A 14724-nucleotide genomic window follows, 5' to 3' on the forward strand; every position below is an offset into this window, starting at 1 on the left:
GTGGGCGCGATGAACCGCCTCTTCACCGTCGACGAGGCCCGCGCCCTGCTGCCGGAGATCATCGACGACGCCGGGCTGATCGTCGCCGCCCGCGCCGACCTCGCCGAGATCGCCCACGACCGGCAGACGCTCGGCCACTCCGCGCTCGGCGGCATCCCCGAGATCAAGGCGCTGGAGGCCCGCATCGAGGACGTCCTCGGCGGATGGGCCGAGCGGGGCATCGAGGTGAAGGGCGTCGCGCCCGTCCTGGTGGACTTCCCCGCGGTGCTCGACGGCGTGTCCGTACGCCTCTGCTGGATCGAGGGCGAGCCCGAGCTGGCCTGGTACCACCGCACCGACCTGGGGTTCGCCGGCCGCCGCCCGCTCTGATCTCCTGCCCGTCTTGACGACGGCGCCGTCCGCGTGCCTATATTCAACCTGACGGTTGATTAACCGAAAGGTTGAATACCATGCTCCTTCAGGACAGGACCGCGATCGTGTACGGCGGCGGCGGACCCATCGGCGGCGCCGCCGCCCGCGCCTTCGCCCGCGAGGGCGCCAGGGTCGTGCTCGCCGGCCGCACCCGGGCCGCGCTCGACCCGGTGGCCGCCGCCATCGGCGCAGCCGGCGGCACGGCCGAGGTCGCCGAGGTGGACGCGCTCGACGAGGCCGCCGTGGACGCGCTCGTGGACGGGGTCGCCGCCCGGCACGGCCGCGTCGACGTCTCGTTCAACGCCATCGGCGTCGGGGACGTGCAGAAGCCGCTGCTGGAGATCACCGCCGAGGAGTTCGCCCGCCCGATCGTCACCGCCGTACGGACGCAGTTCCTCACCATCAGGGCCGCCGTCCGGCACATGATCCCGCAGAGGTCCGGGGTGATCCTCATGTTCGGCGGCGGAGGGCCGCAGACGCTGCCGGGGCTCGGCGGGTTCAAGGTCGCGCTCGACGCGATGGAGGGCGTACGGAGGCAGTGGGCGTGCGAGGCCGGCCCGCACGGCGTCCGCGTGGTCACGATGGTGACCGGCGGCGTGCCCGAGAGCATCCCGGACGGCTACGGCCCCAAGGAGGAGATCACCGCGTCCCTCGTCGAGGCCACCCTGCTCGGGCGGGCGGCGACGCTCGCCGACGTGGGGGACGTGGCCGCGTTCGTCGCCTCCGACCGCGCCAGGACCATGACCTCGGCCACCGTGAACATCTCCTGCGGCGCGATCGTGGACCACTGACGCCGGGGATCACCGACACCGGGGACCATCGACACCGTGGATCATTGACCTCGTGCCCGACGACCCGCTCAGCCTGACCTTCGCCGCCCTGGCCGACCCGACCCGGCGCGCCATCCTCGCCCGCCTGGCCGAGGGGGAGGCGACGGTCAACGAGCTCGCCGAGCCGTTCGACATGAGCCTTCAGGCCGTCTCCAAGCACCTCAAGGTGCTGGAGCGGGCCGGGCTGATCAGCCGGGGCCGCGACGCCCAGTGGCGCCCGTGCCGGCTGGAGACCGCGCCGCTGGACGGCGCATCGGAATGGATCCGCCGCTACCGCGACCGGTGGGACGACCGCTTCGACCGCCTCGACCGCGAGATCCGGCGCATGCGACCAGGGAGTGACACCGATGGGTGAGACCGTGTTCGTCATCGAGCCCGGACGGCACGACATCGTCATGATCCGCCACTTCGCCGCGCCCAGGGAGGTCGTCTTCCGCGCCGTCACCGACCCGGAGCTGGTGCCCCGGTGGTGGGGGCCGCACTCCCTGGCCACGCGGGTGGACCGCATGGAGGTCCGGCCCGGCGGCCACTGGCGCTACGTCAACATCGACGCCGAGGGCCGCGAGTACGGCTTCCGCGGCGTCTACCACGACGTCGTGGCGCCCGAGCGGTACGTACGGACCTGGCAGTACGAGGGCACGCCCGAGGACGTCGCCCTGGAGACGGTCACGCTGACGGAGGCGGACGGCGGCACCCGCTACGTCGCCCAGTCCGTGCACCAGTCCGTCGAGGCCCGCGACGCCGTCGTGCGCGCCGACGCCGCGCGGGGCGGGCGCGAGTCCATGGACCGCCTCGCCGAGCTCCTGTCCACCCTCCTGTGAACGGCCTGGCCGTGGCCGATCCGTGACGAACCCGCCGCCCTCCCGCACTGTCTAAGCGGGTGAGCGAAAGGACCACCCTATGAGGCACCCTTCGGCCACCGCCGCCCTCCTGACCGCGGCGGTCCTCGGCGGAGCGGGTCTCGCGCCCGCCGCCGCCCACGCCAGCGCGGGGCCGGCGCCCGTGCGCGCCGCCTGGCTCCCGTCCTGCGCCGATCGCGAACACGACAACGACGGAGATCCCTGCGGCCCCTGGCGGCTGCTCCTGCGCGACGGCAGGCGGCTGACCGTCCGCGACGCCGCCATCGGCAAGATCGACGCCGCGGGCGTCGAGAGCCGCATCCAGAGCACGTTCGTCGTCAGCGCCGACGGCCGCGTGATCGCCTACGAACGCGCCCGCGACCACCGCCTCGTCGTCCGCCGCGTCGGCGGCCCGGCCACGGTGCTGCCCGCCGGGCTGCGGCCCAAGGCGTTCGGCACCGACGACCTGCAGATCGAGCTGTCGCCCACCGGCGACAAGCTGCTCATCGACTACGAGGACCAGCCTTCCCGCCTGCCCTCCAAGGTGGTCACCGTCGCGACCGGCGCGGTCGCCGAGCTGCCCGCCGGCGACGACGCGCTCGGCTTCAGCGGCGACGGCGGCGCGGTGCTGGCCTTCCGCTACCGGGCCGACCACACCACGGCGCTGCGGGCGTACCCGCTCGGCGACGGGTCCCCGGTCGCCGGCACGCCGCCCCAGGCCGTCGCCAACGCCATGCTCCACGCCCTCGCCCCGGACGGCAGGACGGTCGCCTACCTCGTGACCGGCGACGAGACCGCGAAGCGGCCCGACCGGGTACGCCTGTACGACCTCGACACCGGCGACGTCTCCCCGGCCCTGGACCTGCCGCTGGGCCGCGGCGAGTCGCCGTACGCGCTCCACTACGTCCCCGACGGGACGCTGCGGGTGATCACCCAGCGCGGCGACAACGGGAAACCGGCGGTGATACGGGTGCTGACCGCCGACCCGCGCGCCGGCGAGGCCCGGCAGATCGACCGTTACACCATCACCAAGGACGCGTACGCCTACTACACGGCGGGGGAGTGACCGGCATGAGAACGACGATCCTCGCGGCCCTCACGGCGGCGGCCCTCGCCTGGCCCGCCGCCCTCCCGGCCCACGCGGCTCCCCATCACGGGGCCGACAGCATCAGGTACGCCTCCATCAAGAGCTGCGCCACCCGCGACGGGCAGGCCCGGCCGTGCGGCGACTGGCGGCTCGTGCTGCACAGCGGCAAGGTCACCACCCTGCCGGACGCCCAAGGGGCGGCCCGCGACGCCAAGGGCAGGGAGCTGACCTACTTCCCCGCCCCGATCGCGGTGAGCGGCGACGGCCGCAAGGTCGCGTACTTCACGAAGGCGAACCGGCTCGCCGTACGCACCCTGGGCGGCGGCGTCCGGCTGCTGCCCGCCACGGCGCTGCCCCGCGTGCGCCAGGACGCGCTGCTGCTGCGGCTCTCGGACGACGGCGCCCGGCTGGCCGTCTCCATCGACGGCGACAAGCCGCGGAGCACCCGTGTCTTCGACACCGCCACCGGCGCCCGCGTCGGAACCGTCCCCGCCGGCCGGAACGTGCTCGGCTTCAGCTACGACGGCGACGAGCTGCTCGCGACCGCCGACGGCGAGGACAACGCCACCGACCTGGTCGTCCACGACGAGACCGGCGAGGAGCTGCTGCGCGCCACGCCGCCCCAGCTCGTCGCCGCGAACGGGCCGCAGGCGCTGGCCGCCGACGGGCGGACCGTCGCCGCCGTGGTGCAGGGCGGCAAGCCGGAGCTGGTGACGTACGACATGGAGACCGACCAGGTCGTCGAGCGCCGGCGGATCGGCCTGCCGCGGGCGCCCGTCCAGATGGTGGACTGGACGGGCGCTTCCCAGGTGACGGCCCACCTGGCCGCCTCCGGCTCCAAGGGCACCACGATGACCATCGTCAGGATCGACACCGAGACGGGCGCGGTCACCGTCAGGGACCGCTACACCGTGCTGAAGGACAGCTTCGTCTTCGCCGCGTGCGGCGGTTGATCGGCTGAGCCGGACGGGCGGGTGGGTCTACGCTGCTGCTGTGCGGGCTCACTCGGCCAAGGTTCACTCGACCATGGTTCACTCGACCAAGGTTCACTCGACCAGGGCGATGGCCGCGCGGGCCGTCGACCTCTGCGTGGCGCTGCTGCACCGGCAGGCGTCGGTCGAGTCCGTGTCGCGCGTCCTGCGCGAGCACGGCGAGACCGGAGACCTCGACCTCGGCGAGGCGGACGTCGCCGCCATGCGCGCGGCGGCGGCCCGCCTGCGCGAGGTGCTGGCCGCCCCCGACACCGGCCGGGCGGCCGCGCTGCTCAACCGGCTGCTCGCCGACGCCGCCCGCGCGCCCCGGCTGACCGACCACGGGGGCTCGACGAGCTGGCACGTGCACGTGGACGACGCCGACGACGTGCCCTGGGCCGAGTGGTTCCTGGCGTCGTCGGCGATGGCGTTCGCCGTGCTCCTGGCCGATCACCAGCGGGTGCCGGGCGGGCTGTGCGCGTCGCCGGGCTGCCGGCGGCCGTACCTCGACCTCGGCGGGGGCAGCCCGCGCCGCTTCTGCAGCGCACGCTGCGCGACCCGCGAGCGCGTCGCCGCCCACCGCTCGCGCGCGGCCTCCTCAGAAGCCTCAGACGTCCCGGACTGACCGCCGGCGGCCTGCCGTCAGCACGGCCACCGCCACCGCCTGGGCCGCCGCACCGGCCAGCAGGGCCGCCCCAACCGAGTACGCCGCCAGCGGCCCGGCCACCGCGGACCCGACCGCGAACGAGGTGATCTTCAGGCTGGCGCCCGTGGTGAACACCTGGGCGCGCAGCCGCGCGGGCACCTCGCGGTGGCGTACCGAGAACAGGGCGGTGAGCTGCGGCCCCTCGCCCAGGCCCACGACGCCCGCCGCCACCACCGCGACCCAGTACGCCCCGGACACCCCCGCTGCGGCGGCCAGCAGCATTCCCACGCCCGCCACCACCGTCCCCCATACCAGCAGGGCGTCCCAGCGTCGCGGCCCGCGCGCCCTGGCGACGAGCGCGTTCGCGGCCAGGCCGCACGCGGCGGTCACGGCGAGCAGCAGCGCGCCCAGGCCGGTCGAGCCGGTGAGCCGCTCGCCGAGGACCGGGGCCGACACGACCAGCATCGCCGTCCCCGCGCACGAGACCATCGACCCGGCCGTCGCCCGCAGCAGCACCGGGTTGCCCAGGATCGCGCCGAACCCCTCCCGCAACTCCTCGCCGACGCCGCGACGCGTCTTCACCCCCGCCGAGGCGGGCAGAGTCCATGCGGCGGGCAGCGCGGCGACCAGCAGGACGACGCAGACGAGGACGGCGACCGGCCCCCCGGCGATCACCCCCGCGAGCGCCGGCCCCGCCAGCCCCGCCACGTTGTACGTCATCGCGTCCAGCGCGTTGGCCCGCCCCAGCCGGTCCGCATCGGAGCCGGACGGGTCGCCCGCCCGTCCGGACCGGGCCGCTACGGCGACGGCGGGGATCTGGGACGTCCAGCCGCCGGTCAGGGCGGGCCCCACGAGCCCGGCCGCGACCGCCACCGCGACCAGCGCGGCCTCCGGCAGCCGTCCCAGCCCGGAGACGATGACCAGCAGCCCGCCCGCGTACGCCACGAGGCACCCGGCGAGCAGCCGCCCCGGCCGCCGCGCCCGGTCCAGCAGCACCCCGAGCAGCGGCCCGCCCGCCGCGGCGGACACCGTCAGCCCGGCCAGCAGCCAGGACGCCACCACCGGCGACCCAGTCACGGCCAGCCCGGCGATCAGCAGCGCGGGGCCCGACATCTCGTCCGCGGTGCGGGCCGCCGCCGCCCCCGCCAAGTAACGCCATAACACGAAGGAGACGTTACACCGGAAACCGCACCCGCAAGATCACTCGAAAACGTGTTTGAAGGATCGCGTAGACTGGGCAGCATGACAGTCGCGTTCCAAGCATCTTTGCTGGGCCTCGACGAGGAGCTGGGGCTCGGGCCGCTCGGCGCGTCGGTGCGCCGCACGCGCCTCGACCACGGCGCCTGGATCGACCTCCGGCCCGGCTGGCTGACGGGCGCCGACACGCTGTTCGAGCGCCTGGCCGCCGAGGTGCCCTGGCGCGCCGAGCGGCGGCGCATGTACGACCGGTTCGTGGACGTCCCCCGCCTGCTGAAGTTCTACGGCGAGGACGAGCCGCTGCCCGACCCGATCCTCGACGAGGCCCGGCGCGCGCTCGACGCCCACTACGGCGCCGAGCTGGGCGAGCCGTTCCGCACGGCGGGGCTCTGCTTCTACCGCGACGGGCGCGACAGCGTGGCCTGGCACGGCGACACCATCGGCAGGGGCTCCACCGAGGACACCATGGTCGCCATCCTCTCGGTCGGCGACCCGCGCCCGCTGCTGCTCCGCCCCAGGGGCGGCGGACCGTCGATCCGCCACGAGCTCGGGCACGGCGACCTCATCGTCATGGGCGGGAGTTGCCAGCGCACCTGGGAGCACGCCATCCCCAAGACGTCCCGGCCCGCGGGGCCGCGGATCAGCGTCCAGTTCCGCCCGCGCGGCGTCCGCTGACCTCTGTTCATCACTCCAGGCGCAGGCGGGCGAGGCGGCCCTGCTCGCCGGAGGCCCAGCAGGAGCCGTCCCGCGCGCACGACACCGTGTCGAACGAGCCGTCGTCGAACGTCCGCCACGTCCGCCCGCCGTTCCACGTCACGTCACTGCCGCCCGGCCCCACCGCGACCGCCGCGAGCGACGGGAACGGCAGCCACGTCACCCCCGACCGGTAGCCCGGCGGCGGCGTCGCGGCCGGCCGCCAGGTGACGCCGCCATCCCTGGTGACCGCCGCGGCGCTGGGCGACCGCTGGTCCGGCCGGTAGTCGCCGCCGACCGCGAGGCCGTGCCGCGGGTCGCGGAAGGCGAGCCCGAACACGCCCCGCGCCGGGTCCCCGGCCGGCAGGGGCGTGTTGGAGACGGTCCACGTACGGCCGCGGTCGGCCGAGTGGAACACCCGCGCCCGTTCGGCCCCGCCGGCGGCCAGCCAGGCGTCCCGGCCGCCCGCCGTCACCAGGCACTGCCCGCTCGCCGCGAACCCGGCCTCGCCCGGCAGCGCCTCCGGCATGCCCTCGGCGGGCAGCACCCGCCAGCTCCGGCCGCCGTCCTGGGTGGCCAGGATGCGGAACCTGCCGTCCACCGGGTCGCTCATCGCCAGGCCGTGCCGCTCGTCGAAGAAGGCCAGGCAGTCGTAGAAGGCGCGCGGCTCGTCGTTCCTGAACGTCTCCGCCCACGTACGTCCGCCGTCCTCGGTGCGGTAGACGCGCGAGTCCGTGCCCTCGCCGATGGACAACGCGACCGCCTGGCGGGCGTCGAACGCCTCGATGTCGCGGAACTGCAGCTCGGATGTGCCGGGCGGGGGGACGTTCTGCCAGCTCCGGCCGCCGTCCGTGGTGCGCAGCACGGTGCCTTCCGAGCCGGACGCCCAGGCCACGTGGCGGCTGACGGGGGACAGGCCGCGCAGACGCGCGCTCACCCCGGTCTCCTTCAGCTCCCAGCCGAGCCGCGGCATCTCGTCGGCCGCGGGCGAGAAGGAGGGGAAGCCCGTCGTGATGACGGTGGCCGCTGACAGCATGCCCAACGCGATGTGAAGCATCATGTCGGGAAAACTAATCCAAAAGGATCATCCAGTCCATGCGGCGTACAGGTCAGGCCGCGGTACGGTCAGCCCCCCAAGAGTGCCCCCAGGAGAGCAGAGACTCCGCGGTCGAGAAGCGCCGGGAGGAGACCGACTCGCCGAGGATCACGCCCACGAGCGTGCGCCCGTCCCGCTCGCCCGCGAAGGCCAGGCAGTACCCGGCGGCGCGGGTGAAGCCCGTCTTCAGCCCGATCGCGCCCGGCGTGCCCAGCAGCCGGTTGGTGTTGCGCCAGCCGTACGCGCGGTGCTCGGCGGTGGCGTCCAGCTCGTGGTAGCGGGTGCCGGCGGCCTGCTTGATCAGCGGGTTGCGCAGCGCCTCGGCGGCCAGGACGGCCTGGTCGCGGGCCGTGGAGTAACCGTTGCCCCGGGGGCTGGGCAGGCCGTCGGCGTTGACGTACTCGGTGTCGTTCATGCCGAGCTCGCGGGCGGTCGCGTTCATCCTGGCGACGAAGCCGCTCACGCCCGGCCCGTACGTGCGCGCCAGCGCGTGCGCCGCGTCGGCCCCGGACGGCAGCATGAGGCCGTAGAGCAGCTCGCCCACGGTGAGGCGGTCGCCGGGCCGCAGGTCGGCGGTGGTGCCGCCGCCGTCCTCCGCGTACGCGACGTCGGCGCGCGTGATCTCGACCACGTCCGTCGGCTTGGCGAGCTTCAGCACCACGTAGGCGGTCATCGTCTTGGTGAGGCTCGCGATCGGCATCCGCTCCCCGCCGTGGTCGTCGAGGAGCGGCTTGCCGGTGGAGGCGTCGAGCAGGTACGCCGCCCGCCCGTACAGCACGGGAGCGTCGAGTGCCGCGTGCGCGGCGGTGAGAGGGGCGGGGACGGCCGCGTGCGCGGGCGCCACGACCCCCGTGGCCAGGGCCAGGGCGCCGGCCACGGCGGCCAGGCGGGCTTTCCGGTTACGCATTACCCCAGGTTGCCGCCCGCTTTGAGGTGAATTTGACAACGATTCGGACACGCAGTCCGGAACCGCCGACAGCGTCGGCGTTTCCGTACGGGTAGATCTTTCTCCCGGTCACTGCCCGGCGAGGCCGGTGTGCGCGACGCCGCGCACGATCTGCCGCTGGAACAGCACGAACACCACCAGCAGCGGCAGCCCCGCGAGCACCACCGACGCCATGATCTGCGCGTACCGGAGGCCGAAGGTGCCCTGCACGACGTTGGCGAGCCCCACGGGCAGCGTCATGGTGTTCGGGTCGGTGGAGACCAGGAACGGCCACAGGAAGTTGTTCCACGTCGTGATGAAGGTGAAGATCGACACCGCGGCGAGCACCGGCCGCGACAGCGGCAGCACGATCGTGAAGAACACCCGCCAGCGCCCCGCCCCGTCCACGAACGCGGCCTGCTCCAGCTCCGGCGGCACGTCCTGGAAGAACTTGAACAGGACGTACACGATGAGCGGCGCGGCCACCTGCGGCAGGATGATCGCCCACCAGGTGTCCACCAGGCCGAGCGCCACCATCTCGGCGAACAGCGGCGCCATCAGCACCTGCGGCGGCACCATGATCCCGGCCAGGATCAGCGCCAGCAGCGCCCGCCGGCCGCGGAAGTGCGTGCGCGCGAAGCCGTAGGCGGCCATCGCCGACAGCAGCACGGTCAGGAACGTGACGAGCACCGCCGTGACCGTGGAGTTGATCGCCCAGGTGAGGATGTCGCCGGTGCCGAGCACCAGCCGGTAGGCGTCCAGCGTGAGCTCGCTGCCGAACCACTGGAGCGGCAGCTTGGTCGTCTCCGTCTCCGGCTTGAGCGAGGTCGCCACCGCCCAGGCGATGGGCGCGAGCCACAGGGCCGCCAGCACCAGCGCCACCAGCAGCAGCACGAGCTGACCGGGGCGGAACCGCTTGGTCATGAGTCCTCCGCGCGCTTGCGGAACAGCCGCAGCTGTGCCAGGGAGACGACGACGATGATGGCGAACAGGATGTACGAGACCGCCGAGGCGTAGCCGATCCGGTAGCCGGTGAAGCCGACGTCGTAGGCGTACTCGATGATGGGCCGGGTGGCGTCCTGGGGGCCGCCGGCGGTCATGAGGTAGATCTGGTCGAAGACCTTCAGCGAGGCCAGCAGCTGCAGCACCACGATGAGCGCGGTGGTGCGGCCGAGCATCGGCAGCGTGATCGAGCGCAGCCGGGCCCAGGCGCCGGCGCCGTCGAGGGCGGCGGCCTCGTACAGGTGGTGGGGGATCGACTGGAGCGCGGCCAGGTAGAGCAGGAAGTTGAAGCCGACCGTCCACCAGACCGTGGTCAGCACCATGGACCACATGGCGACGGACGGATCGCCCAGCCACAGCACGTCGAGGCCGAGCGTGCCGTTGATCAGGCCGTAGTCGGGCGGGTAGATCATCTGCAGCCACAGCAGCGACACCACGGCCGACGGCAGCAGGAACGGCCCGAAGAACGACAGCCGCCACAGCCACTGCACGAACCGCAGGTGGTGCACCAGCAGCGCGAGGACCAGCCCGAGCAGCACCAGCGGCACCGTGCTGAGCGCGGTGAAGACGAGGGTGTTCCACAGCGAGCGCCACATGCGCGGGTCGCCGAACGCCTCGGCGTAGTTGGCGAAGCCGACGAAGGTGTCGTTGGTGCCGGCGATGTTGACGCTGGACAGGCTCATCCGCACGCCCAGCGCCACGGGCCAGACCAGGAACGCCACATAGACGGCCAGGAAGGGCAGGACGAACAGCAGCCCGTGCTGCGTCCAGGCGTGCCTGACCTTGGCCTTGGCGGCGGGCGGGGCGGCCGCGGGGGCCGCGACGACGGTCGTCATCAGCGCTCCTGCCTGGGGAAGGGGTTCGGGGCGGCGAGCAGCCGGGTCAGCGACGCCTTGGCGGCGGCCAGGCCGTCCTCCGGCGAACGCTCCCCGCTGATCACCGGCGAGAACGCCTCGCCGAACTCGATCCACATCCGCGACGCCGAGCCGGCGAACCACACCTGCGGGTCGAGCGCGACCTCGGTGACGACGGAGCGGTACTCCGACTGCGGCTGCAGCGCGAGGTAGTCGGGCTGCTCCAGCGCCGGCAGGTACGCGGGCACGTGACCCGCCACCGCCCACTGGGCGCTGTTCTTCACGATGTGGGCGATGAAGCGATAGGTGGCCCGCTCGACCTCGGGATCGCGGTCACGCTGGTGCGGCAGCACGAACGAGTGGCAGTCGGCCTGCGCCGCGCCGGTGCCGAAGACGCTGGGGAAGCGGGACATGCTGAACGGCGTCCCGCGCTCCTTGAGCCCGGTCACCTCCCAGTCGCCGTTCCAGAGGAACGCGGCCTCGCCGTTGGTGAACTTCGCGACCGAGGCGCCGTAGTCGGTGCGCCAGTCGCACAGCCCCTCCTTGCCGAGCCGGGCCATGAGGCGCAGCGCGGCTAGGGCCTTGGCGTCGTCGATGGCGATGGCGGAGCCGTCAGGCGACAGCAGCGTGCCGCCGCTCTGCGGGTAGAGCGATCCCCACACCCGCCAGGGGCCGACCGTGCCGAGGCCGAGCGCGTCGAAGGCGAGGGGCGGCCGGCCGCCCATCGCGTCCTTGGCCTTGCGCAGCATGGCGATCAGGCCGTCCTCGCCCTGGGTGGGCCGCAACTTGCCGCCCGAGTCGAGCAGGCCGGCCTTGGCGCAGATGTCGGTGTTGTAGTACTGCACCATGGGGTGGGCGTCGAACGGGATCGCGTACAGCACGCCGTCGAGGTGGGCGCGCTCCCAGATCGGCGGGGAGAAGTCCGCGCCGCGCAGGCCCGCCTCCTCCAGCAGTCGCACGTTGATCGGGTCGAGGATGGCGCCCGCGCCGATGCCGGCCAGCCGGGCCAGGTGGAAGGTGGCGAGGTCGGGGGAGCGGCCGCCCGAGCCGGCCATCGCGACCTTCGTGTAGTACGGCTCGCCCCAGGCCAGCACGTTCTCCTCGACGAAGACGTCCGGGTTGGCCTGGCCGAACGCCTGGACCATCCGGTTCATGATGATGCCGTCGCTGGCACCGAGGAAGTGCCAGTACTGGACGCGGGTGCGGGACGAGCCGAGCCCCACGGGGAGGGCGCAGCTCGCGGCGGCGGCGCCGGCGAGCGCGAGGCTGCCGCCGAGCAGACTCCGGCGGGTGAGGGGGGAGGGGGGACCTTGCACGGTTGCCTCTTCCTTCACCGGGCTGTCGCCCGGCCGTTGATCGAGGTCGTTCGAGGCGGTTACGGCGGGGTTACCCGAGTGTTAGCGGTAACAACAAAGCGTGTCAAGGCCCATGTAGCAACCGTTTTCCACGGCCCGGCCCGCTCGGTCCGACCCTTGACCGGCCACCCTGATAGCGCTAACAATGCCTCCGTGACGTAACGCCCGCGAAACCTGAGGAGCCCCCTTCGTGCACCAGGCCGCACTCACGCTCGATCCCGCCTTCCGCGTGGCCCCGGTCCAGCGGCGCACCTTCGGCACGTTCGTCGAACACCTGGGCCGCTGCGTCTACACCGGCATCTACGAACCCGGCCATCCCACCGCCGACGAGGACGGCTTCCGGGCCGACGTCCTGGAGCTGACCCGCGAGCTCGGCGTCTCCACGGTGCGCTACCCCGGCGGCAACTTCGTCTCCGGCTACCGCTGGGAGGACGGCGTCGGCCCGAAGGAGCTCCGGCCGCGCCGGCTCGACCTGGCCTGGCACAGCACCGAGACCAACGAGGTCGGGGTGGACGAGTTCGTCCGCTGGTGCCGCAAGGCCGGGGTGGAGCCGATGATGGCGGTCAACCTCGGCACCCGCGGCATCGAGGCCGCGCTGGACCTGCTGGAGTACTGCAACCACCCCTCCGGCACCGCGCTCTCCGACCGGCGGATCGCGGGCGGGGCCAAGGAGCCGCACGACGTACGGATGTGGTGCCTCGGCAACGAGATGGACGGCCCCTGGCAGACCGGCCACAAGACCGCCGCCGAGTACGGCCGGCTGGCCGCCGAGACCGCCCGCGCCATGCGGATGATCGACCCCAAGCTGGAGCTGGTCGCCTGCGGCAGCTCCAGCTCGTCGATGCCGACCTTCGGCGCGTGGGAGGCCGAGGTGCTCACCCACACCTACGACGTCGTCGACTACGTCTCCTGCCACGCCTACTACGAGGAGAAGGACGGCGACCTCGGCAGCTTCCTCGCCTGCGCCACCGACATGGAGTTCTTCATCCGCTCGGTGGCGGCCACCGCCGACCACGTGGGCGCGAAGCTGAAGTCGCGCAAGCGGATCGACATCTCCTTCGACGAATGGAACGTGTGGTACCTGTCCCGCTTCCAGAACGCCGACCCCCCGTCGGACTGGCCGGTCGCGCCGCGCCTGCTGGAGGACCACTACCACCTGGCCGACGCGGTCGCCATGGGCGGCCTGCTGATCACGCTGCTGCGGCACAGCGACCGGGTGCGCGCCGCGTCGCTGGCGCAACTGGTCAACGTCATCGCCCCGATCATGACCGAGCCGGGCGGGCGGGCCTGGAAGCAGACCACGTTCCACCCGTTCGCCCAGGCCAGCAGGTACGCGAGCGGCGACGTGCTGCGCGTGGAGCCGGTCTGCCCGAGCTACGAGACGGCCGCGTACGGACAGGTGCCGCTGCTGCACGCGGTCGCCACCCACGACGAGCGCTCCACCACCGTCTTCGCCATCAACCGCGCCACCGACCGGCCGATGGAGCTGCGCATCGACGCCCGCGCCCTCGGCGGGGCGCGCGTCGTGGAGGCGAGCACGCTGAGCGGCCCGGACGTCTACGCCCGCAACACCGCCGACGACCCCGGCCGCGTCGCGCCCCGCCCCAACCCGGACGTGCGGCACGACCCGGAGACCGTGGTGCTGCCCCCGGTCTCCTGGAACGTCATCAGGCTCGGTTGAGCCCCGGCGCGGCGCCGGTGCTCTCGCGTACGACCAGCTCCGGCTCCACCAGGCGCCGGGCCTCGGGCTCGGTGCCCGCCATGCGGTCGAGCAGCATGTGGAAGGCGTGCCGGCCCACCTCGCCGAAGTCCTGTCTGACGGTGGTGAGCGGCGGCCAGAAGTACGCGGCCTCGGGGATGTCGTCGAACCCGACCACGCTGACGTCCTCCGGCACCCGCCGCCCCGCCTCGCGCAGCGCCCGCAGCACCCCGAGCGCCATCTGGTCGTTGGCCACGAACACCGCGCTGACCTCGGGATCGGCGGCCAGCCGGCGGCCGAGCTGGTATCCCGAGCGCGAGCTCCAGTCGCCGCGCAGCACGTCGGGCACCGGCCGCCCGGCGGCCTCCAGCACCCCGCGCCAGCCCTGGATGCGGCCGTTGGCGTCGAGCCAGTCGGCCGGGCCGCCGACGTGCCAGACGCTCTGATGGCCGAGACTGAGCAGGTGGCGGGTGGCCCTGATCGCCCCGGCGCGCTGGTCGACCTTGGCCACCGGCACGGGGATGTCGTCACCGGCGTCCACCGCGACCACCGGCATCTCCGGCGGCAGGTGACGCAGCCCGTCGGCGGCCGACTCGTGCGGCGCCACGATGATCACCCCGTCAACCGCCTGCGCGCGCAGCCGCTCGACGCCCTCGCGGATGGAGGTGCGGTGCAGCGAGCTCAGGCTGGCGATGCTGACGTTGTAGCCGGCGTGCCTGGCGGCCTGCTCGACGCTGTAGAGCGTGGAGGCGGGACCGTAGAGCGTGGTGTCGATGCTGACCACGCCGAGCACCCCGGACCGCCCGGTCACGAGCTGGCGCGCGGCGTGATTGGGCCGGTAGTCGAGCTCCTTGACGGCGGCGAGCACCCGTTCCCTGGTCTCGGCCCTGACTCGCTCGGGCGCGTTGAGCACCCGCGAGACGGTCATCGTGGAAACCCCCGCGAGAACGGCCACGTCCATGAGCACCGCAGGCCGCCCCGTCTTGGCTTTGACCACAGCTCACCCCCTGCCAGGTAAACGCTAACAGGCGAAAGAGGCAGACGCGCGCATCATTTCAGGGCAGATGTTCAGCACGGGCAGGGGCCGGAGGACGCGAAAAAGCCCCGGCCTGGGCGACC

General features: G+C 73.3%; 16 protein-coding genes. 9 read left to right on the top strand and 7 right to left on the bottom strand.

The window, feature by feature from the left end; translation table 11 throughout:
• The first annotated feature begins 9 nt into the window (after window positions 1-9).
• From AC27IY_RS39310 to AC27IY_RS39340, 7 genes are all read left to right on the top strand, one after another.
• Window positions 10-369: a DUF2203 domain-containing protein gene (locus AC27IY_RS39310; RefSeq protein ID WP_344218261.1), complete on the top strand. Its 360-nt coding sequence runs from the start codon at window positions 10-12 to the stop codon at window positions 367-369.
• Between the two features lie 80 nt (window positions 370-449).
• Window positions 450-1202, top strand: coding sequence for an SDR family NAD(P)-dependent oxidoreductase (locus tag AC27IY_RS39315; RefSeq protein ID WP_487181109.1), 753 nt, complete (start codon window positions 450-452; stop codon window positions 1200-1202).
• Window positions 1203-1254: 52 nt separating this feature from the next.
• Window positions 1255-1596, top strand: coding sequence for an ArsR/SmtB family transcription factor (locus AC27IY_RS39320; RefSeq protein WP_329574625.1), 342 nt, complete (start codon window positions 1255-1257; stop codon window positions 1594-1596).
• The gene (locus AC27IY_RS39325) at window positions 1589-2062 is read left to right on the top strand and encodes an SRPBCC family protein (protein WP_487181110.1); all 474 of its coding nucleotides are present in this window, start codon (window positions 1589-1591) and stop codon (window positions 2060-2062) included. The genes AC27IY_RS39320 and AC27IY_RS39325 overlap by 8 nt, the downstream gene beginning before the upstream one ends.
• A 79-nt stretch (window positions 2063-2141) precedes the next feature.
• Entirely contained in the window at window positions 2142-3146 is a 1005-nt protein-coding gene (locus AC27IY_RS39330; RefSeq protein ID WP_487181111.1) for a hypothetical protein, read from the top strand.
• 5 nt (window positions 3147-3151) lie between these two features.
• The gene (locus tag AC27IY_RS39335; RefSeq protein WP_487181112.1) at window positions 3152-4120 is read left to right on the top strand and encodes a hypothetical protein; all 969 of its coding nucleotides are present in this window, start codon (window positions 3152-3154) and stop codon (window positions 4118-4120) included.
• 73 nt (window positions 4121-4193) lie between these two features.
• A complete protein-coding gene (locus tag AC27IY_RS39340; RefSeq protein WP_487181113.1) occupies window positions 4194-4763 on the top strand; it encodes a CGNR zinc finger domain-containing protein in 570 nt (189 codons plus the stop codon).
• Here AC27IY_RS39340 and AC27IY_RS39345 read toward each other — a convergent pair.
• A complete protein-coding gene (locus tag AC27IY_RS39345) occupies window positions 4746-5948 on the bottom strand; it encodes an MFS transporter (RefSeq protein ID WP_487181114.1) in 1203 nt (400 codons plus the stop codon). The two genes, AC27IY_RS39340 and AC27IY_RS39345, sit on opposite strands and share 18 nt — an antisense overlap.
• A 78-nt stretch (window positions 5949-6026) precedes the next feature.
• Here AC27IY_RS39345 and AC27IY_RS39350 point away from each other — a divergent pair, with 78 nt between their 5' ends.
• Entirely contained in the window at window positions 6027-6656 is a 630-nt protein-coding gene (locus AC27IY_RS39350; RefSeq protein WP_423450542.1) for an alpha-ketoglutarate-dependent dioxygenase AlkB, read from the top strand.
• Between the two features lie 10 nt (window positions 6657-6666).
• On the opposite strand, the gene AC27IY_RS39355 is transcribed toward AC27IY_RS39350, so the two are convergent.
• The 5 genes from AC27IY_RS39355 to AC27IY_RS39375 all read right to left on the bottom strand — a co-directional run bounded on the left by AC27IY_RS39355 (window position 6667) and on the right by AC27IY_RS39375 (window position 11867).
• Window positions 6667-7734, bottom strand: coding sequence for a WD40/YVTN/BNR-like repeat-containing protein (locus tag AC27IY_RS39355; protein WP_423476460.1), 1068 nt, complete (start codon window positions 7732-7734; stop codon window positions 6667-6669).
• Between the two features lie 49 nt (window positions 7735-7783).
• Window positions 7784-8677, bottom strand: a complete 894-nt coding sequence (locus tag AC27IY_RS39360; protein ID WP_423476459.1) for a D-alanyl-D-alanine carboxypeptidase family protein — start codon at window positions 8675-8677, stop codon at window positions 7784-7786.
• Between the two features lie 108 nt (window positions 8678-8785).
• Window positions 8786-9619, bottom strand: coding sequence for a carbohydrate ABC transporter permease (locus AC27IY_RS39365; protein WP_344218239.1), 834 nt, complete (start codon window positions 9617-9619; stop codon window positions 8786-8788).
• Window positions 9616-10533: a carbohydrate ABC transporter permease gene (locus tag AC27IY_RS39370; protein ID WP_487181115.1), complete on the bottom strand. Its 918-nt coding sequence runs from the start codon at window positions 10531-10533 to the stop codon at window positions 9616-9618. The genes AC27IY_RS39365 and AC27IY_RS39370 overlap by 4 nt, the downstream gene beginning before the upstream one ends.
• Window positions 10533-11867, bottom strand: coding sequence for an extracellular solute-binding protein (locus tag AC27IY_RS39375; protein ID WP_423450538.1), 1335 nt, complete (start codon window positions 11865-11867; stop codon window positions 10533-10535). Before AC27IY_RS39375 ends, AC27IY_RS39370 begins: the two co-directional genes overlap by 1 nt.
• 229 nt (window positions 11868-12096) lie before the next feature.
• Between AC27IY_RS39375 and arfA the strand changes: the two genes are divergently transcribed.
• Window positions 12097-13587 carry an arabinosylfuranosidase ArfA gene (arfA, locus tag AC27IY_RS39380; RefSeq protein WP_487181116.1) on the top strand — a complete coding sequence of 497 codons (1491 nt, stop codon included), beginning with the start codon at window positions 12097-12099 and terminating at the stop codon, window positions 13585-13587.
• On the opposite strand, the gene AC27IY_RS39385 is transcribed toward arfA, so the two are convergent.
• On the bottom strand, window positions 13574-14602 hold the full coding sequence (locus tag AC27IY_RS39385) for a LacI family DNA-binding transcriptional regulator (protein ID WP_344218231.1): 1029 nt from the start codon (window positions 14600-14602) through the stop codon (window positions 13574-13576). The two genes, arfA and AC27IY_RS39385, sit on opposite strands and share 14 nt — an antisense overlap.
• Between the last annotated feature and the right edge of the window lie 122 nt (window positions 14603-14724).

This window comes from Nonomuraea sp. B208 (genome assembly GCF_057536035.1).